Raw genomic sequence first — 17,563 nt, forward strand, 5'->3', positions numbered from 1 at the left:
CTCACCTCACACCGCCGGGCCGTACCTGTTCGGGACCTGCACCCGACAGCAGCAGGTACAGGGCTGCCATCCGCACGGAGACGCCGTTCGCGACCTGCTCCCGGACCGTCGAGCGCGGGGAGTCCGCGGCCGCGGCCGAGATCTCCAGCCCGCGGTTCATCGGCCCAGGGTGCATCACAATGCTATCGGCCCGCAGCCGGCCCAACCGTTCCTCGTCCAGCCCCCAGCGTCGCGTGTATTCGCGTGTGGTCGGGAAGAACGCGGCGTTCATCCTCTCGGCCTGGATGCGGAGCATCATCACGACGTCGGGTCCCTCCGCGATCGCCGCGTCGAGGTCGTAGCCGACCGTGGCCGGCCAGCCGGACACATCCACCGGCAGCAGGGTCGGCGGTGCGACCAGCGTGACGTGGGCGCCGAGCGTGCGCAACAGCCACACGTTCGAGCGCGCGACGCGCGAGTGGAGGATGTCGCCGACGATCGCGACGCTCACGCCGTCGAGGTCCTTGCCGCGCGATGAGGTGCCGTGGAGGCGGCGGCGCATCGTGAACGCGTCGAGCAGCGCCTGCGTCGGGTGCTCGTGCGTGCCGTCGCCGGCGTTGACGATGCCCGCGTCGATCCAGCCGCTCGCCGCGAGGGTCTGCGGGGCGCCGGACGACCCATGGCGGATCACCACGGCGTCCGCGCCCATCGCCTGCAGCGTCTGGGCGGTGTCCTTGAGGCTCTCGCCCTTCGAGACGCTGGAGCCCTTCGCCGAGAAGTTGATCACATCGGCCGAGAGGCGCTTCGCGGCGGCCTCGAACGAGATGCGCGTTCGCGTGGAGTCCTCGAAGAACAGGTTGACGACGGTCTTGCCGCGCAGGGTCGGGAGCTTCTTGACCTCGCGGTCCTGCACATCCGCCATGTCCTCGGCGATGTCGAGCAGCCGGATGGCGTCCTCACGCGGGAGGTCGCGGGTGGAGAGCAGGTGCCTCATGCGTCGACCCCCTGCGTCGCGTTCGGTTCGGCGTTCGGGTCCTCGATGGTGACCGACTCGTCGCCGTCGACATCGGCGAGCCGCACGTAGATGCGCTCCGACGCGGCCGACGGCAGGTTCTTGCCCACGAAGTCGGCGCGGATCGGCAGCTCGCGGTGGCCGCGGTCGACCAGCACGGCGAGGCGCACGGCCCGGGGCCGGCCGAGGTCGCTCACGGCATCCAGGGCCGCCCGGATGGTCCGGCCCGAGAACAGCACGTCGTCCACCAGCACGACGGTCTTCCCGTCGATCGGCCCCGGCAGCGAGGTGGGCTGCGGCGTGCGGGTGGGATGCCGCGAGAGGTCGTCGCGGTACATTGTCACGTCGAGCGCGCCCACGATGTCCGCCGGCGACGCGATGGCCGCCGGTTCGATTCGCTGGATGTTCTCGGCGATCCGCCGCGCGAGCACGACGCCGCGGGTCGGGATCCCGAGGATCACCAGGTCGTCCGTTCCCCGGTTGGACTCCAGGATCTCGTGAGAGATCCGAGTCAACGCCCGGGCGATGTCAGCCTGTTGCAGCACGGTGCGCGCTGTCATGCCGACCTCCTTCCCCGCCTCACAGGACGGCTCTTAAAGGATGCCTACGTCGACCACCCTATCAGCCGGTCGTACTCCTTCGGCGTAGCGCGGCGCCGCCGTACCGTCGGTGATCGCACTCCGAACGTCGGAAATCTGCGCCACTTCAGCCCGAATCTCCATCCCGGCCGCGGCCGGTCGGAGATTCAGCGCACTTCGTCCGACGCAAGCAGCGCCCCGACGATCCCGGTCAGTGGTCGGCGAGGAACGCCGTGAACGCCTTCTTGTCGGTGATGCCGCCGGGATACTGCTTCCCGTTCACGAGCACGGTCGGCGTCCCCTTGATCGCGTCGAGCACCTTGGTGCCGTCGACCTCGATCGGGCCCTTCTGCGAGTTCGCCGTGTTGGCCTGCGCCCACGCCTGGTACGGACCGCTGTCGGCCAGGCAGGAGGTGATGTCCCCCGCGCCGGCGTCGCTCGCACGCTTCGCGAGCTGCTTGTCCGTGAGCCCGTCGGAGTTCTCCTCCGGCTGGTCGGTGAACAGCGCCTGGTAGAACGGCAGCACCGCGCTCTGGTCCGTCACCGCGACGCAGGTCAGCGCCGCGGCCGCCCTGGTCGAGTATCCGGTGCCGTTGGATGCGGGGTCGAGGAACGTCAGCGGGTGCAGCCGGAGCGTGATCGACCCGTCGTCGACCGCCTTCGCCAGCGTCTCGCCGTTCGTCTGCTCGAACGCACCGCACACCGGGCACATCGCGTCGAACCAGATGTCGACCTTCTTCTCGCCGTCGCCCGCGGTGATGAAGCCGCCGTCGAAGTCGACAGCGCCCTCCGTGCCCGTCGGAGGCTTGTCGGTGGCCACCGGGACATTGGATGCTCCGCCCAGCAGCGAGCACGCCGCGACGCCGGAGACGATGCCGACCGCCAGCACGGCGGCAGCCGCCGCGCGGGCGATCCGGCGACGGAGGCTCGTCCGCACGCCGCTCATACCGACCTCGTTTGGGCGATCTTGGCGAGCAGCCCGTTCACGAACCCGGCCGAGTCGTCGGTCGAGAGCACTGTGGCCGCCTCGACGGCCTCGGAGATCGCGACGCCCTCGGGCACCTCGTCGTTGAACAGCACCTCCCACACGCCGATGCGCAGGATCGCGCGGTCGACGGCGGGCATGCGCGCCAGCGTCCAGCCTTGGGCGTACGTCTCGATCAGTTCGTCGATCTCGTCCTCGTGCTCGATGACCCCGTCGAGGATTTCTCGTGCATACAGCCAGGACGCCTCACGCGCCGGCTCGTTCGCCGCGCGCTCCGCCTCCGTCGCCAGCGCCTGCCGCAGCGGTGTCTGCCGCAGGTCGGCGCTGTAGAGCACGTCGAGCGCGCGCTTGCGCGCCTTGGTCCGAGCGCTCATTCAGTCGTTGACGCGGCCGAGGTAGTCGCCCGTGCGGGTGTCGACCTTGACCTTGGTGCCGGTCTCGAGGAACAGCGGGACCTGGATCTGGTAGCCGGTCTCGACCGTCGCGGGCTTGGTGCCGCCGGTAGAGCGGTCGCCCTGGAGGCCCGGCTCGGTGTAGGTGATCTCCAGCACGACAGACGCAGGGAGCTCGACGTAGAGCGGCGAGCCCTCGTGCAGCGCGACCGTGACGTTCTGGTTCTCGAGCATGAAGTTGGCGGCCTCGCCGACGACCGGGCCCGGGATGGTGATCTGGTCGTAGTCCGAGGTGTCCATGAACACGAAGTCGGCGCCGTCCTGGTACAGGTACTGGTAGTCGCGGCGGTCGACGTTGGTGATCTCCACCTTGGCGCCGGCGTTGTACGTGCGGTCGACGGTCTTGCCGGTGGTGACGTTCTTCAGCTTGGTCCGGACGAACGCGCCGCCCTTGCCCGGCTTGACGTGCTGGAACTCGATAACGCTCCAGAGCTGTCCGTCGATGCTGAGGACGACGCCGTTCTTGATGTCAGCGGTAGAGGCCAAGGGGATGTTTCCGTTCGCTCGGTGTGAAGATTCGGGTGGTGCCGCTCTCGCTACGGGAGGCGGCCCACGGTCGGCCGCGCACGGCGGCCCCCAGAGATTCTAGACGTCAGCGGGCGTTTCGGCGAATGAACGCGAGCGCCAGCCGGTACGACTCGAAGCCGAACCCGGCGATGACGCCGGTCGCCACGGCGCTCAGCACGCTGGTGTGGCGGAACTCCTCGCGGGCGTGCGGATTCGACAGGTGCACCTCGATCACGGTGACTCCCGCCTTCGTCACGAGCGACACCGCATCCCGAACCGCGTAGGAGTAGTGCGTCCACGCCCCGGCGTTCAGGATGACGGGCGCGCCCGTGTCGGCCGCCTCGTGCAGCCAGCGCAGCAGCTGACCTTCGTCGTCGGTCTGGCGCAGGTCGATCGTGTCGTCGCCCGCGTCCTCCGCGAGGACGGCGCGCAGGTCGCCGAGGGTGCCCGAGCCGTAGACGTCGGGCTCTCGGGTTCCGAGGCGCCCGAGGTTGGCTCCGTTGAGGACGAGGATGCTCGTCATGTCAGTCCTCCCCGTCCTTCAGCGGGCGCACGCGCACCGCCGACCAGGTGTCGTCGACCGCGATGTTGCTCACGCCGCGCCAGCCGTAGGCGCGGGCCTCGCCCGCGACCACATCGCGGTTGACGTCGGCGCGCCCGCCTTTCGGGTACACGACCCACACGGCGCGCGCCCCGGACGCCACCGGCAGCTGCTCGGCATAGCGCGCCAGCAGCTCGTCGCGCGTCCGCACCACGGTGGCGATGATCGCGGCGGACTCCACCGGCGCCTCGGTCGCCCCGTCCGGGAGCGCACCGAGGAGTGCGCGGTCGCCGTCCTCCGCGACCACCAGCGCGATCCCGTCGCCGGGCTTCGCCTGGAACCTCTGCAGCACGGTCTTCTCGCTCACGAGCCCACCTCCTGGTATGCGGCGAACAGCAGGCTCTGGTCCGGACCGGCCAGCACGGTGGGCCGGGCGACGTCGTCGAGCACGATGAACCGCAGCATACTGCCCCGCGCCTTCTTATCGCGCTGCATCGTGGCCAGCAGAGTCTGCCAGCGGCCCAGCGGATACGACACCGGCAGGGTCAGCGACTCCAGGATGCGGCGGTGCCGGTCGACGACCTCGTCGCTCAGCCGCCCGCTCAGCCGGGCGAGCTCCGCCGCGAAGACCATCCCGACGGAGACGGCGGCCCCGTGGCGCCACTGGTACCGCTCGGCGTGCTCGATGGCGTGCCCGAGGGTGTGGCCGTAGTTGAGGATCTCGCGGAGCCCCTGCTCGGTGAAGTCCTCCCCCACGACGCGCGCCTTGATGCCGATGGACAGCTCCACCAGCCGGCGCAGCTCCGGCGTCTCCGGGTCGGTCGCCCGGTCGACGTCGGCCTCGATGATGTCCAGGATCTCCGGCTCGGCGATGAAGCCGTACTTCACGACCTCCGCGAACCCGGCGAGGATCTCGTTCTTCGGGAGGGATGTCAGGGTGTCGAGGTCGCAGATCACCGCATCCGGTGCGTAGAACGCCCCGACGAGGTTCTTGCCCTCCGCGGTGTTGATGCCGGTCTTGCCGCCGACCGCCGCATCCACCATCCCGAGCAGCGTCGTCGGGACCTGGATCAGCTTCACGCCGCGCAGCCAGGTCGCGGCCACGAATCCGGCCAGATCGGTGACGGCACCGCCGCCGAACCCGATGACGGCGTCAGATCGGGTGAAGTCGGCCTGCCCCATGATGCCCCAGAGGAACGACGCCACCTCGACGCGCTTGGCCGCCTCCGCATCCGGCACCTCGGCGAGCAGCACCTCGTAGCGCCCGATGAGCGACTCGCGTAGTTCGGCCGCCGCGGCGCCCAGGGTCGGCGGGTGCACGACAAGCACCTTGTTGACCGCGTTCCCGAGGTGGTCGGCGAGCTCCAGCCGGAGCCCGCGGCCCACGATCACCGGGTACGGGTGCGCGCCGGGGACCAGGATCTCGGTGGGGGCGTCGGTCATGCGTGTCCTTCCTTCTGCGACTCGACCCAGGCCGCGATCTCCTCGACGATGGTGTCGATGGGACGCGACGAGGTGTCGGCCGTGTAGTCGGCGAGCGAGTGGTAGAGGTCGCTGCGGGCGGCGACGAGCCGCTTCCACGACTCGAGGTCGGTCACCAGCGGCCGTTTGCCGTTGTCGATGCGGCGGGCGATCGCCTCCGGTCGCACGGTCAGCAGCACCACGCGGGTCTCGGCCAGGTCGGCCTGGGTCGCGGGATCGAGCACGGCTCCCCCGCCGAGGGACACGACGCCCGGTTCGCGCACCGCCTCGGCGACCGCCGCCCGCTCCAGCTGGCGGAAGTACGGCTCCCCGTGCTCGGCGAACAGCGCAGGAATGGGGCCGTGCTGCGCCACCACGACGGCGTCCGTGTCGACGAACGGCAGGTGCAGCCGGCGCGCGAGACGCTTGCCGACCCGCGTCTTGCCGGCCGCGGGCGGGCCGATCAGGACGACGGGCGTCGTGAGCTCGGACGACACGGCGTCAGGCGTAGGGGGCGCTGACGCGCTCGGTCGTGAGGTTCTCCGGGATGCTGGCCAGGTACGCGTGGAGGTTGCGGGCCGTCTCGCCGATCGAGTCGCCGCCGAACTTCTCGAGCACGGCGTTCGCGAGGACGAGAGCGACCATGGCCTCCGCCACGACTCCGGCGGCCGGAACCGCGCAGACGTCGGAGCGCTGGTGGTGCGCCGGTGCGGCCTCGCTGGTCGCCACATCCACCGTGCGCAGCGCGTGCGGGACGGTCGCGATCGGCTTCATGCCGGCACGGACGCGGAGCACGCCACCGGTGCTCATTCCGCCCTCGGTGCCGCCCGCCTTGTCGCTGGTGCGCGCGATCGCGCCGTCGCCCGCGACGAGCTCGTCGTGCGCCTCCGACCCGCGACGCGTCGTGGTGAGGAACCCGTCGCCGATCTCGACGCCCTTGATCGCCTGGATGCCCATGAGCGCCGCGGCGAGCTGTGCGTCGAGCTTGCGGTCCCAGTGGACGTGCGAGCCGAGCCCCGGCGGGACGCCGTACGCGAGCACCTCGACGACGCCGCCGAGCGTGTCGCCGTCCTTGTGCGCGGCATCCACCTCGGCGACCATGCGCTCGGAGGTGGCCGGGTCGAAGCAGCGCAGCGGGTCGGCGTCGAGCGTGTCGACGTCCGACGGGCGCGGCAGCGGGGAGCCCTCCGGAACGCGGACCGGACCGATGGAAAGGGTGTGGCTGACCAGGGTGATGCCCAGCTCATTCAGGAACGAGCGCGCGACGGCGCCGAGGGACACGCGGGCGGCGGTCTCGCGGGCGCTCGCGCGCTCCAGGATCGGTCGGGCCTCGTCGAAGCCGTACTTCTGCATGCCGACGAGGTCGGCGTGACCGGGACGCGGACGGGTGAGCGCGGCGCCACGGCCCGACTTCAGCACCTCCGGGTCGATCGGCTCCGGGCTCATCACGTCGACCCACTTCGGCCACTCGGTGTTGCCGATGCGCAGTGCGATCGGGCTGCCGAGGCTCAGACCGTGGCGGACGCCGCCGGAGACCTCCAGCGCATCCTGCTCGAACTTCATGCGCGCACCGCGGCCGTACCCGAGCTTGCGACGCGCCAGATCGGCACGGATCGCGTCGAGCGAGACCGGGACCCCGGCGGGAAGACCCTCCAGGACGGCGATGAGTTCGGGACCGTGGGATTCCCCGGCCGTGAGCCAACGAAGCATGATTCGATTCTGGCACAGCGCGCGCGGCGGGGCCGCCGCCGGTGCCCGCTCAGCAGCCCGGTCACCAGCTCGCCGTCAGCCCGGTCACCCACCGTCGGAGTATCGCGGGCCGACGTCGGGAAGTGCGGCGATCGAGCGCCGAATCTCCATCGCCACCGCGGTCAGTCGGAGATTTCGGGCAGATTCCCCTACGTTGCACCCTTCAGCGCATTCCCCGGATTCTACACAGATCGTGCCGTCGGCATGAACCGACGAGCGAATGGAGGGGCGCTCGACGCGCCCTCAGGCCTCCAGCGGAGCGCCCTGCGCGTCGATGCCGACCGCGTCCAGCATGGCCGCGAGCACGGCCTCCTCGTCCTCCAGCGGCTGCAGCGGGTCGCCCGAGACGAACACCCGCACCTGCAGAAGGGCCTGGTGGGCCAGCATGGCGAGGCCGGAAACGACGCGGCCGCCCACCGACTCCCACTGGCGGGCCAGCGGCGTGGGCCACGGCTCGTACGCGACGTCGAACAGGATGGACCGGCGCCGCGTGGAGTCGGTGTAGACCGCCTCGGTGGTGGTGCCGCCCGGCAGGGTGCTGATGACGAGGTCGGGCACGTCCAGCGAGCGGTCCGCCTGGGAGAACGGACGGATGCGCACCCGCAGGCCGAGCTGGTTCGCCAGCGGTTCGATCCAGGCGCTGCGCTCCAGGTCGCGCACGTGCGCGTCCACCCGGTCGGCGCCGAGCTCCGCCGCCGCGACGAGCGCCGACGCTGCGGTCGCTCCCCCGCCCAGGATGTGGACGTAGTGCGCCTGCTCGAGCCCGGCCGCCTGCAGGGCTCGGACGATGCCGGCGACGTCGGTGTTGAAGCCGCGGACCGCCTCGCCGTCGAGGAGCACGGTGTTCGCTCCCCCGGTCTGCTCCGCGATGCGGTCGGTCTCGGTGAGGAGCGGGAGTACGGCCTTCTTCAGCGGCATGGTCAGAGACAGCCCGCGCCACTCCGGGCCGAGGCCCGCGATGAACTCCGGCAGTGCGTCCTCGGTGACATCGATGGCCTCGTACGACCAGTCCATCCCGAGCGCCTCATACGCGGCCTGGTGCAGCTGCGGCGACTTGGAGTGGGCGATCGGCGACCCGAGCACCGCGAGCTTGCGGCTCGGGGCCTTCGGCTTGCGGGGCTTGGATGCTGTCGACTTCGCGGAGATCTTGGTCGGCTGCTTCGCGGGAGCCTTCGCCGGCTCGGGCGCGGGTTCCGGCTCTGCCGCAGTCTCGGGCTCGGACTCCGGCTCCGCCTCGTCCTCGCCCTCCGCCTCGTCCTCCGGCTCGTCGTGCGGCGCCTCCCGCTCGACGGCCTCCTCCGCATCCTCGACCGCTGCCTCCTCGGCCTGGCGCTCCCGCTCAGCCTCGACGAGCGCGGCGATCGACGCCTCCGCCGATGCCTCGGACACGCCGTCCTCGACGGCCGCCTGCTCGTCGGCCTCGTCTGCCTGCGAGTCCTCGACCGTGTCGTCCTCGAGCACCGCGGGCTCCGCCAGGTCCTCGTCGCGCCGCTGCTTGCTCGTGTCACTCATAGCCGGGGTTGTCCCTCATCCACTGCTGCCATTTCTCCACCGCTGCCTCGTGTTCGGCCTGCGTGGTGGAGAAGATCGTCTCTCCGGTCTGGAGGTTCCAGGTCACGAAGTACATCCAAGTGCCGTCGGCGGGATGCTGCACCGCGTTGATCGCCAGGTCGCCCGGGTTCGAGATCGGGCCGACCGGCAGACCGGGATGCACGTAGGTGTTGTACGGGTTCGCGGCGTCCTCGCGCTCGGCGTCGGTCGTCTCCACTCGGTCGGTGTGGCCGGTGCCGTAGGCGACCGTCGCGTCCGACTGCAGGTCCCATCCCTGGGCCAGCCGGTTGAGGAAGACCCGGGCGACCTTGGGGTAGTCGTCCTTCAGGCCGGCCTCGCGCTGCACGACGGACGCGAGCACGACCGTGTTCCAGCGGTTCTGCGGGGCGACGCCCGCCTCGTCGAGCGCCTGGAACATCCGGTCGACCATCGTCTTGATCGCCTGCTGCGCCGTCGTCCCCGGTGCGAAGGTGTAGGTCGCCGGGAACAGGAAGCCCTCGAGCGACTTGGCCTCGGCGGGGAGCCCGTACGCGGCCGGGTTCGCGGCGGCGCTCTGGAGGTCGGCAAGAGGGATCTTGGTCGCGTCGGACACCGTCTGCAGGATGTCCTTCTCCGGGGTCCCCTCCGGGATGACCGCGGTGTTCTCGACGCGCGAGGACGGATCCTTCAGGGCGGCAAGCGCCGCTGCCGCGCTCATCTGCTTCGCGAGCTTGAATACGCCGGGCTGGAACTCCACATCCGGCTTCTGGCGCAGCAGCAGCGAATAGAACGCGTCGTACGTCTTGACGACGCCCGCCTTCGCGAGATTCTCCGAGATGGTGGAGCCGTCGTCGCCGGACTTGATCGTGAACATCACCTCGCCCGTCCCGTTGCCCTTGTAGTCGTTCTCGGGCGGGAAAAGCGCGTTCTGCACCTTGGCGATCTGCGGCTGGAAGATGGCGTACGCGGCGCCGGCCATGCCGCCCAGGATGCCGAGCACGACGATGGTGACGATCAGCCGCTTGACCCACCGGCGCTTCTTCGGCGGCTCGTCATGCGACAGATAGTTCTGCTGCCGCCAGACGAGGGGATGATCGTTCTCTGCGGTCTCGTCCTCGGTATCCTCCAGCACGCCGAAGATGGTACGCGCAGGGTGGTCGTGGTGCGACGGCGTCTGGTCGTCGGACCCATGGCGCGCGGCGACGGAGACCGTCTCGGGCTCCTCGACGTGAGCGATCGGCCCGGTGATCACGGCGTCGAAGTCGAGGCCGGCGAGGGCCGCACGGTCGGCCGGGGTCTCCTGCGACGGGATCGGGGAGGAGATCGGCGTGCTGTCGTCGAACAGCGACCACGGCGTCGCGGACGGGGACTGCGCGGCCGAGACGGGAGCTCCGGGGGCGGACGGCTCCTGCTGCGACGACGGCTCCTGCTGCGGCGGCTCCGCCTGCGGCGGCTCCTGCTGCGACGGCAGCGGTTGCTGCGGCGCCGGCTTCTCCGGGGCCGTCGACTGCACCTGCTCGGGCCGCGTCTGCGACTCCTCCGCCTGGCGCTGCTGCGCCTCGCGGGCGGCCCGCGCCTCGCGGCGCGTCATCGGCGGACGCTCGCCGCTGTCCGTCGCCGGCGTCTGCGGCGGCGACGGCGGCCGGTTCACGGCCGGGAAGGCGGGCGGCTCGGGCCGCTCTGGGTGGTTCTGAGCCAAGCTACTGTCCAATGCTCGATTCGACGGGGTCACCCGGCGGACGGCCTGTGGCCCGTTCCGCATCGAGGGCGTGCTGCAAAATTATCGTGGCGGCCACCTGATCCACCACCGGACGCGCCTTCTTCGCGTTCCTGCCCGACGCGCGGAGCGCCGAGGCCGCCGACACGGTCGACAGGCGTTCGTCGACCAGCCGCACCGGGATCCCGACCTCGACGGCCAGAGACTCGGCGAAACCGATCGCGTCCGCCGTGGATGCAGTGTGCGCGCCCGAGAGCGCCAACGGTAGTCCGACGATAACCTCGAAGGCTCCGAGTTCGCCGACGATCTCGGCGATCCGCCGACGATCCGCAGCGTCCTCGGAGCGAGGGACCGTCTCGACCGGGGTGGCCAGCATCCCGTGCAGGTCGGACCGGCTCACGCCGATCCTGACCTTGCCGACGTCGATGCCGATCCGCACCCCGCTGCGCACGCGGTGCTATCCGATCGCCGAGACGACGGCGCTCAGCGCCGCGGGGATCGCGTCCGCGTCGGTCCCGCCGCCCTGCGCCAGGTCGGCCTTGCCGCCGCCACCGCCGCCGAGCACGCCCGCCGCCGTCTTCGCGAGCGCACCCGCGTTGACGCCCGCGTCGCGAGCCGCCTGGTTGGTCCCGACGATCACGACCGGCTTGCCGCCGGCGCGGGCCGCGAGAGCGACCGCCGCGGCGTCCGAACCGAGGCGCTCGCGCACCGTGGTGACCAGCATCCGCAGATCGTCCGCGCTGTTCAGCGTGCCCGCGTCCTCGGCCACGACGGTGACCGCTCCGCGACGCGACGCCGACTCGAGCAGCGACGGAACCTTGTCGAGCACCGCACGGGCCTCGAACGCCTGGATGCGCTTCTCGGCCGCCTTGAGGCTCGCCATCAGGTCGGCGATCTTCTCGGGCAGCTGCTCGCGCGGCGTCTTGAGGGAGCTCGACAGCTGCGACACGATCGTGCGCTCGACCGCGAGGTCCTTGAACGCCTCCAGGCCGACCAGCGACTCGACGCGGCGGTTCGTCGAACCGACCGACGACTCGCTGACCAGGTTGATCATCCCGATCTCGGAGCTCGTCGAGACGTGCGTGCCCGCGCAGAGCTCGCGCGACCACGGGCCGCCGATGTCGACGACGCGCACGACATCGCCGTACTTCTCACCGAACAGCGCCATGGCGCCGAGCGCCTTCGCCTCGCTCAGGGGCAGCTCGCGGGTCGTGACCTCGAGGTTCTGCCGGATGGCGTTGTTCGAGATCTCCTCGATCTCGCTCCGCGTCTCGGCCGACAGCGCCTGGTTCCAGGAGAAGTCGAGACGCAGGTAGCCGGCCTTGTTGTACGAGCCGGACTGGTGCGCGTTGGAGCCGAGCACCTGGCGGAGCGCCGCGTGGATGATGTGGGTGCCCGAGTGCGCCTGTCGCGCGCCGCGGCGGTAGTCCGCATCCACGATGCTCGTCGCCGGCGCGCCGACGCCGACCTCGCCGCTGCGGACCAGCACCTTGTGGCTGATCAGGCCCTTCACGGGCTTCTGCACGTCGAGCACGTCGAGCTCGTAGCCGGGGCCGACGATCGAGCCGGCGTCCGCATCCTGTCCGCCGGACTCCGCGTAGAGCGCGGTCGCGCCGAGGATGACCTCCGCGACCTGGCCCTCGCGGGCGCTGTTCACCGAGTGACCGTCGACGATGAGGCCGAGGATGCTCGACTCCGTCTGCAACTCGGTGTACCCGGTGAACACGGTCTCGCCGAGCGAGCGGAAGCTGCTGTACACCGACAGGTCGGCCAGGGCCGTCTTCTTCGCCTTCGCGTCCGCCTTCGCCCGCGAGCGCTGGTCGGCCATGAGCTTGTCGAACGCGCCGCGATCGACGGTGAGCCCGGCCTCCTCCGCCATCTCCAGGGTGAGGTCGATCGGGAAGCCGTACGTGTCGTGCAGGAGGAACGCGGTGTCGCCCGCGAGCTGCTTCCGCCCCTCCTTCTGCGTGGTCGCCACCGCGGTGTCCAGGATGCTCGTGCCCGCCGTGAGCGTGCGGAGGAAGGTCTCCTCCTCCGCGTAGGCGAGCTGTGAGATGCGGTCGAACTCGGTGTCGACCTCCGGGTACGCCGCCTTCATCGCGTCGCGCGAGACGGGGAAGAGCTCCGGGAAGGTCGCGGTCTCGACGCCGAGCAGGCGCATGGCGCGCACCGTGCGGCGGAGGAGGCGGCGCAGCACGTAGCCGCGTCCCTCGTTTGACGGGGTGACGCCGTCGGCCATCAGCATGAGGGCGCTGCGGACGTGGTCGGCCACGACGCGCAACCGCACGTCGTCCTCGTGCGCCTCGTTGCCGTAGGGCTTCTCGGCGAGCTCGGCCGCGCGGTCGAGCACCGGGCGCACCTGGTCGATCTCGTACATGTTGTCGACGCCCTGCTTGAGGAACGCGACGCGCTCGAGACCCATGCCGGTGTCGATGTTCTTCTTCGGCAGGTCGCCGAGGATCTCGAACTCCTTGCCGTCGCCCTCGCCGCGCAGGTACTGCATGAAGACGAGGTTCCAGATCTCGACGTAGCGGTCGTCGTCCGTCGCCGGGCCGCCGTCGATGCCGTAGGCGGGGCCGCGGTCGAAGAAGATCTCCGAGCAGGGGCCCGCGGGGCCGGGCTGGCCGGTCGACCAGTAGTTGGTGTCCTTGCCGAGGCCCTGGATGCGGTCGGCCGGCAGGGTCGAGACGCGCTGCCAGATCTCGCGCGCCTCGTCGTCCTCTTCATAGACCGTGACCCACAGGTCCTTCGGGTCGAAGCCGAGACCACCGTCGTCCTCCGACGTCGTCAGCAGCTCCCAGGCGAAGGTGATCGCCTGCTCCTTGAAGTAGTCGCCGAAGGAGAAGTTGCCGCACATCTGGAAGAACGTGCCGTGCCGCGGCGTCTTGCCGACCTCGTCGATGTCGAGCGTGCGGATGCACTTCTGGACGCTCGTCGCCCGCGGGAACGGCGCCGGCACCACACCGGTCAGGTACGGGACGAAGGGCACCATCCCGGCCACCGTGAAGAGCAGCGACGGGTCGTCGCTGACCAGGGATGCGGAGGGGACGACGGTGTGGCCGCGCTGCGCGAAGAAGTCGAGCCAGCGGCGGTGGATTTCAGCGGTCTGCATGGGTTCCGGTCGATCGAAGTCTGCGGGTGGGAAGGAAGGGGGGCGTCAGTCGCCCTGGATGGCCGAACGGATCTCGGCCTCGCGCTGACGGTATCCGTCCGTGACGGCCTCCCCGAAGTCGCGCGCCTTCTGGTCGATGTTGCTGAAGAATTCGCGACCCTTGGGGGTCTCGTTGACCTTGTGGGCGACGGCGAAGCCGATGGCCACGCCGATGAGCAACCACAGGAAACTCTTCATGCTGATCCTCCCTCTCTGGATGCCGCCGCGCGCGGGCGCGGCGCACGAGAGTCAAGTCTAGTGCGAGCCGCCGCGTGCCTTCCTGGAGCCGAATCCTCCGGCCGCCCGGAACGCCGCGCGCGCCGCGGCGCTGAAGCCGGCGAGCTTGATCAGCGGGCCGCCGACCGTCGCGGCGAACAACGCCACCAGGGCCGACACGTTGCCGGTGACGTCCGCGACGTTCTTGGTGATCACATCCACCCGGGCGAGCTGCTTGTTGGTCTCCTGCAGCGTCGTCGCGGTCTCGTCGAGGATCGGCGTGATGCCGTCGCTCGCCTCCTTGATGGCGTCGCGCGTCGAGTCGAGCACGCGCCCCATCTTGATCAGGGGGATGGCGATGAAGCCGACGAGGACCGCGAACACGACGGCCGCGATCAACCCTGCGATGTCTCCTCCGGACACGTGGGCTCCTTCCATTCCGCCTCAGGCATACGGGTAAAGCGTAGTCGCACGCGCGGGCTGCGGGAACGGCGGGAGTACGAATGGCGTGGCCGGAAACGACGAACGGGGCCGCGACGAAGAGTCGCGACCCCGTCCGGGGTGGTGCTGATGCTCAGCGAGCCGCGTAGTACTCGACGACCAGCTGGACCTCACAGGTCACGGGGACCTCAGCGCGCTTCGGGCGACGCACGAGGCGGGCCTGCAGCTTGTCGATCTCGACATCCAGGTAGCCCGGGGTCTTCGGCAGAACGTCGAGGTGACCGCCGGCGGCCGCGACCTGGAAGGGCTCGGTGCCCTCGGAGCGGGCCTTGACGTGGATGAGCTGGCCCGGCTTCACGCGGAAGGACGGGCGGTCGACGAGCTGGCCGTCGACGAGGATGTGACGGTGCACGACGAACTGGCGCGCCTGCGTGATGGTGCGGGCGAAGCCGGCGCGGAGCACGAGGGCGTCCAGACGCATCTCGAGGAGCTCGACCAGGTTCTCACCGGTCAGGCCCTGCGTACGGCGGGCCTCCTCGAAGGCGATCCGGAGCTGCTTCTCGCGGATGCCGTACTGGGCGCGCAGACGCTGCTTCTCGCGCAGACGCACGGCGTAGTCCGAGTCGGCCTTGCGCTTGGTGCGGCCGTGCTCACCCGGAGCGTAGGGGCGCTTCTCCATGTAGCGCGCCGCCTTCGGGGTGAGCGGGATGCCCAGGGCCCGCGACTCGCGGGTCTTGCTGCGGGAACGTGAAGACACGGTTTCCTTTCGAAAGTTCTCTCTGACGTGATGGATGCGGGCATACGTGTGCGCCCGCAGAGAGAGGGATTGTCGCCAGGGACGCCCGGCTACAGGGCTCTTCCCATCGAATCGTGGACGCGGCAGCCGCACCCCGAACACGCTTCTAGGCGCAGAAAGTCTAACAGATCGCAGTCAGCGCCCGCGCACGATGCGACGCAGCTTCGCGAGGCGGGCGGAGACGTCCCGTTCGTTGCCGTGCTCGGTGGGCGTGTAGTACGTCGTGCCGGCCAGCTCGTCCGGCAGATACTGCTGCTCGAGCACGCCGAGCGCGTCGTCGTGCGGGTACTTGTAGCCCTTGCCGTGACCGAGCCGTTTGGCGCCGGGATAGTGGGCGTCGCGGAGGTGCTTGGGGACGCGACCGATCTTGCCCGCGCGCACGTCGGCGATCGCGGCGTCGAGCGCCATGTACGCGGCGTTCGATTTCGGTGCGGTTGCGAGGTGCACGACGGCCTGGGCGAGAGGGATGCGGCCCTCCGGCATCCCGATGTACTGCACAGCGTCGGCCGCGGCGATGGCGACGCCGAGGGCCTGCGGGTCGGCCATCCCGATGTCCTCCGACGCCAGCACGATGATGCGGCGGGCGATGAAGCGCGGATCCTCCCCCGCCTCGATCATGCGCGCGAGGTAGTGCAGGGACGCGTCGACGTCGGAGCCCCTCACCGACTTGATGAAGGCGCTGATGACGTCGTAATGCTCGTCGCCGTTGCGGTCGTAGCGGAGCAGCGCGCGGTCGACGGCCTGCGCGACGAGCTCGGCGGTGATGACCGGCTTCTTCTTGGAGGTCGCCGGCGTTGCCGACGCCGCTGTGACCGAGGCTGCCTCCAGCGCCGTCAGCGCCCGGCGGGCGTCGCCCGACGCGAGGCGGATCAGGGCGGCACGCGCCTCCGGGTCGAGCGTGTACTGGCCGCCGAGACCGCGGTCGTCGGCCACGGCTCGGTCGATGACGACGCCGAGGTCGTCGTCGCTCAGCGTCTCCAGGGTGAGGAGCAGGCTGCGCGAGAGCAGCGGCGAGATGACGGAGAACGACGGATTCTCCGTCGTCGCAGCCACCAGGATGACCCAGCCGTTCTCGACGCCGGGCAGCAGCGCATCCTGCTGGGCCTTGGTGAAGCGGTGGATCTCGTCGAGGAAGAGGACGGTCGACACCCCGTAGAGGTCGCGCGTCGAGAGTGCCTCGTCCATCACCAGCCGGACATCCTTCACGCCGGCCGTCACAGCCGACAGCTCGACGAACCGGCGGCCCGAGGAGTGCGCGATCGCCTGCGCGAGGGTCGTCTTGCCCGTGCCGGGCGGACCCCACAGGATCACGGAGACCGACCCCGACTGCCCCTCCTTGTCGGAGGCGAGCGCGACCAGCGGCGAACCCGGCTTGAGGAGGTGACGCTGACCGGCCACCTCGTCGAGCGACTTCGGGCGCATGCGCACCGCGAGAGGAGTCGCTCCGGTGCGGAGCCCAGGTTGCACGTCGACCACCCGTCCAGGCTAGTCGCGACCACCGACAGTCCGCCTGGGAGCGGCGAGTTTGTCGTCCATAGGGCCGCCGGATAGGGTTCTCCATGATCCAGCGGGCGCACGCCTCGCGGAGATCCCCCGTACCGACTCCGGAGGACACACGTGGCACCGAAGCAGAACGACCGCGAAGCGCGACAGGCACGCGAGCGGCTGCGCGCCTACCAGGCGCGGCAGACCGTGCACGAGCACAAGGTAAAGCGCCGCAAGCGTGACAACTGGGTGGCCGGAATCGCGGCCGTCGTGATCGTCGCCCTGGCGGTGGGCACGCAGCTCCTCTACTTCTCCGCAGGACCCGGCGCGGCGAAGGCCTCGTCGTCCGCGTCGCCTTCGGTTTCGCCCTCCGCGGGCGGCGTCCCGCCGAAGACGCTCGCCGAGGACCGCACCTGGACGGGCACGATGACGATCAACGGCGTCCCGCTCGGGGTCTCGCTCGACGGCGCCGCGGCTCCGCAGGCCGTCTCATCGACCGTGTCGCTGGTGGAGAAGAAGTTCTACGACGGCCTGACCTGCCACCGCCTGACCAACGGCGGCTTCTACGTGCTGCAGTGCGGCGATCCGAAGGGCGACGGCACCGGCGGACCGGGCTACGAGTACGGCCCGATCGAGAACGCGCCTTCCGACGACGTCTACAAGGCGGGCACGATCGCCATGGCGCGTCAGGGCAACAACGCCGAGAGCCAGGGCAGCCAGTTCTTCATCGTCTACGAGGACACGAAGATCCCTTCGGACGACGCGGGCGGTTACACCGTCATCGGCTCCGTCACGAGCGGCTTGGACCAGCTCAAGGCGCAGGTCACCGACAAGGGCATCGAGGGAGGGAAGACCGACGGCACGCCCGCGGTCAAGACCACCATCGACAGCTTCACCCTGCAGTGACCGCGGCACGTGCAATAGGCTGATTCCCAAACGAGGGGCGGCATCCCGCCCGATCGC

Annotated in this window: 19 protein-coding genes; 1 reads left to right on the forward strand and 18 read right to left on the reverse strand. The window is 70.2% G+C overall.

Annotated features, from left to right (window positions below):
- Window position 1: 1 nt before the first annotated feature.
- The 18 genes from J2Y42_RS14610 to J2Y42_RS14695 form a co-directional block, all read right to left on the reverse strand.
- Entirely contained in the window at window positions 2-973 is a 972-nt protein-coding gene (locus J2Y42_RS14610; protein WP_309859980.1) for an aspartate carbamoyltransferase catalytic subunit, read from the reverse strand.
- Window positions 970-1,551, reverse strand: a complete 582-nt coding sequence (gene pyrR / locus J2Y42_RS14615) for a bifunctional pyr operon transcriptional regulator/uracil phosphoribosyltransferase PyrR (protein ID WP_309859982.1) — start codon at window positions 1,549-1,551, stop codon at window positions 970-972. Before pyrR ends, J2Y42_RS14610 begins: the two co-directional genes overlap by 4 nt.
- 229 nt (window positions 1,552-1,780) lie before the next feature.
- Entirely contained in the window at window positions 1,781-2,515 is a 735-nt protein-coding gene (locus J2Y42_RS14620; protein ID WP_309859984.1) for a thioredoxin domain-containing protein, read from the reverse strand.
- Window positions 2,512-2,928 (reverse strand): transcription antitermination factor NusB, encoded by a 417-nt coding sequence (nusB, locus tag J2Y42_RS14625; RefSeq protein WP_020077487.1) that lies wholly within the window; start codon window positions 2,926-2,928, stop codon window positions 2,512-2,514. Before nusB ends, J2Y42_RS14620 begins: the two co-directional genes overlap by 4 nt.
- Window positions 2,929-3,492 carry an elongation factor P gene (gene efp, locus J2Y42_RS14630; protein ID WP_309859986.1) on the reverse strand — a complete coding sequence of 188 codons (564 nt, stop codon included), beginning with the start codon at window positions 3,490-3,492 and terminating at the stop codon, window positions 2,929-2,931. It lies immediately after the preceding gene.
- Between the two features lie 106 nt (window positions 3,493-3,598).
- Window positions 3,599-4,036, reverse strand: a complete 438-nt coding sequence (locus J2Y42_RS14635; RefSeq protein WP_309859988.1) for a type II 3-dehydroquinate dehydratase — start codon at window positions 4,034-4,036, stop codon at window positions 3,599-3,601.
- Window position 4,037: 1 nt separating this feature from the next.
- Window positions 4,038-4,421: a hypothetical protein gene (locus tag J2Y42_RS14640; RefSeq protein WP_309859990.1), complete on the reverse strand. Its 384-nt coding sequence runs from the start codon at window positions 4,419-4,421 to the stop codon at window positions 4,038-4,040.
- A complete protein-coding gene (aroB, locus tag J2Y42_RS14645) occupies window positions 4,418-5,497 on the reverse strand; it encodes a 3-dehydroquinate synthase (protein ID WP_309859992.1) in 1,080 nt (359 codons plus the stop codon). Before aroB ends, J2Y42_RS14640 begins: the two co-directional genes overlap by 4 nt.
- Window positions 5,494-6,012 carry a shikimate kinase gene (locus J2Y42_RS14650; RefSeq protein WP_309859994.1) on the reverse strand — a complete coding sequence of 173 codons (519 nt, stop codon included), beginning with the start codon at window positions 6,010-6,012 and terminating at the stop codon, window positions 5,494-5,496. Before J2Y42_RS14650 ends, aroB begins: the two co-directional genes overlap by 4 nt.
- A gap of 4 nt (window positions 6,013-6,016) precedes the next feature.
- Window positions 6,017-7,225 carry a chorismate synthase gene (aroC, locus tag J2Y42_RS14655; RefSeq protein ID WP_309859996.1) on the reverse strand — a complete coding sequence of 403 codons (1,209 nt, stop codon included), beginning with the start codon at window positions 7,223-7,225 and terminating at the stop codon, window positions 6,017-6,019.
- Between the two features lie 282 nt (window positions 7,226-7,507).
- Window positions 7,508-8,776 (reverse strand): shikimate dehydrogenase, encoded by a 1,269-nt coding sequence (locus tag J2Y42_RS14660; protein ID WP_309859999.1) that lies wholly within the window; start codon window positions 8,774-8,776, stop codon window positions 7,508-7,510.
- Window positions 8,769-10,493 (reverse strand): endolytic transglycosylase MltG, encoded by a 1,725-nt coding sequence (gene mltG, locus J2Y42_RS14665; protein ID WP_309860001.1) that lies wholly within the window; start codon window positions 10,491-10,493, stop codon window positions 8,769-8,771. The genes J2Y42_RS14660 and mltG overlap by 8 nt, the downstream gene beginning before the upstream one ends.
- Window position 10,494: 1 nt before the next feature.
- Window positions 10,495-10,962, reverse strand: a complete 468-nt coding sequence (gene ruvX / locus J2Y42_RS14670) for a Holliday junction resolvase RuvX (protein WP_026307193.1) — start codon at window positions 10,960-10,962, stop codon at window positions 10,495-10,497.
- Window positions 10,963-10,968: 6 nt separating this feature from the next.
- The gene (gene alaS, locus J2Y42_RS14675; protein ID WP_309860002.1) at window positions 10,969-13,623 is read right to left on the reverse strand and encodes an alanine--tRNA ligase; all 2,655 of its coding nucleotides are present in this window, start codon (window positions 13,621-13,623) and stop codon (window positions 10,969-10,971) included.
- A gap of 45 nt (window positions 13,624-13,668) precedes the next feature.
- Window positions 13,669-13,860, reverse strand: coding sequence for a hypothetical protein (locus J2Y42_RS14680; protein ID WP_309860004.1), 192 nt, complete (start codon window positions 13,858-13,860; stop codon window positions 13,669-13,671).
- Window positions 13,861-13,917: 57 nt separating this feature from the next.
- Window positions 13,918-14,301, reverse strand: a complete 384-nt coding sequence (locus J2Y42_RS14685; RefSeq protein ID WP_309860005.1) for a DUF948 domain-containing protein — start codon at window positions 14,299-14,301, stop codon at window positions 13,918-13,920.
- 151 nt (window positions 14,302-14,452) lie between these two features.
- Entirely contained in the window at window positions 14,453-15,076 is a 624-nt protein-coding gene (rpsD, locus tag J2Y42_RS14690; RefSeq protein WP_018191226.1) for a 30S ribosomal protein S4, read from the reverse strand.
- A 174-nt stretch (window positions 15,077-15,250) separates the two neighbouring features.
- Window positions 15,251-16,591, reverse strand: a complete 1,341-nt coding sequence (locus J2Y42_RS14695) for a replication-associated recombination protein A (protein WP_081630431.1) — start codon at window positions 16,589-16,591, stop codon at window positions 15,251-15,253.
- Between the two features lie 141 nt (window positions 16,592-16,732).
- Between J2Y42_RS14695 and J2Y42_RS14700 the strand changes: the two genes are divergently transcribed.
- The gene (locus tag J2Y42_RS14700) at window positions 16,733-17,506 is read left to right on the forward strand and encodes a peptidylprolyl isomerase (RefSeq protein WP_309860009.1); all 774 of its coding nucleotides are present in this window, start codon (window positions 16,733-16,735) and stop codon (window positions 17,504-17,506) included.
- Window positions 17,507-17,563: the final 57 nt, after the last annotated feature.

It is taken from the genome of Leifsonia sp. 1010, assembly GCF_031455295.1.
Lineage (GTDB): Bacteria > Actinomycetota > Actinomycetes > Actinomycetales > Microbacteriaceae > Leifsonia.

What these genes read in the sequence shown, in the direction of transcription:
- J2Y42_RS14610 (WP_309859980.1), bottom strand. Translation starts at nt 973, where the DNA reads ATGAGGCACCTGCTCTCCACCCGCGACCTCCCGCGTGAGGACGCCATC.
- pyrR (WP_309859982.1), bottom strand. Translation starts at nt 1,551, where the DNA reads ATGACAGCGCGCACCGTGCTGCAACAGGCTGACATCGCCCGGGCGTTG.
- J2Y42_RS14620 (WP_309859984.1), bottom strand. Translation starts at nt 2,515, where the DNA reads ATGAGCGGCGTGCGGACGAGCCTCCGTCGCCGGATCGCCCGCGCGGCG.
- nusB (WP_020077487.1), bottom strand. Translation starts at nt 2,928, where the DNA reads ATGAGCGCTCGGACCAAGGCGCGCAAGCGCGCGCTCGACGTGCTCTAC.
- J2Y42_RS14635 (WP_309859988.1), bottom strand. Translation starts at nt 4,036, where the DNA reads ATGACGAGCATCCTCGTCCTCAACGGAGCCAACCTCGGGCGCCTCGGA.
- aroB (WP_309859992.1), bottom strand. Translation starts at nt 5,497, where the DNA reads ATGACCGACGCCCCCACCGAGATCCTGGTCCCCGGCGCGCACCCGTAC.
- aroC (WP_309859996.1), bottom strand. Translation starts at nt 7,225, where the DNA reads ATGCTTCGTTGGCTCACGGCCGGGGAATCCCACGGTCCCGAACTCATC.
- J2Y42_RS14660 (WP_309859999.1), bottom strand. Translation starts at nt 8,776, where the DNA reads ATGAGTGACACGAGCAAGCAGCGGCGCGACGAGGACCTGGCGGAGCCC.
- alaS (WP_309860002.1), bottom strand. Translation starts at nt 13,623, where the DNA reads ATGCAGACCGCTGAAATCCACCGCCGCTGGCTCGACTTCTTCGCGCAG.
- J2Y42_RS14680 (WP_309860004.1), bottom strand. Translation starts at nt 13,860, where the DNA reads ATGAAGAGTTTCCTGTGGTTGCTCATCGGCGTGGCCATCGGCTTCGCC.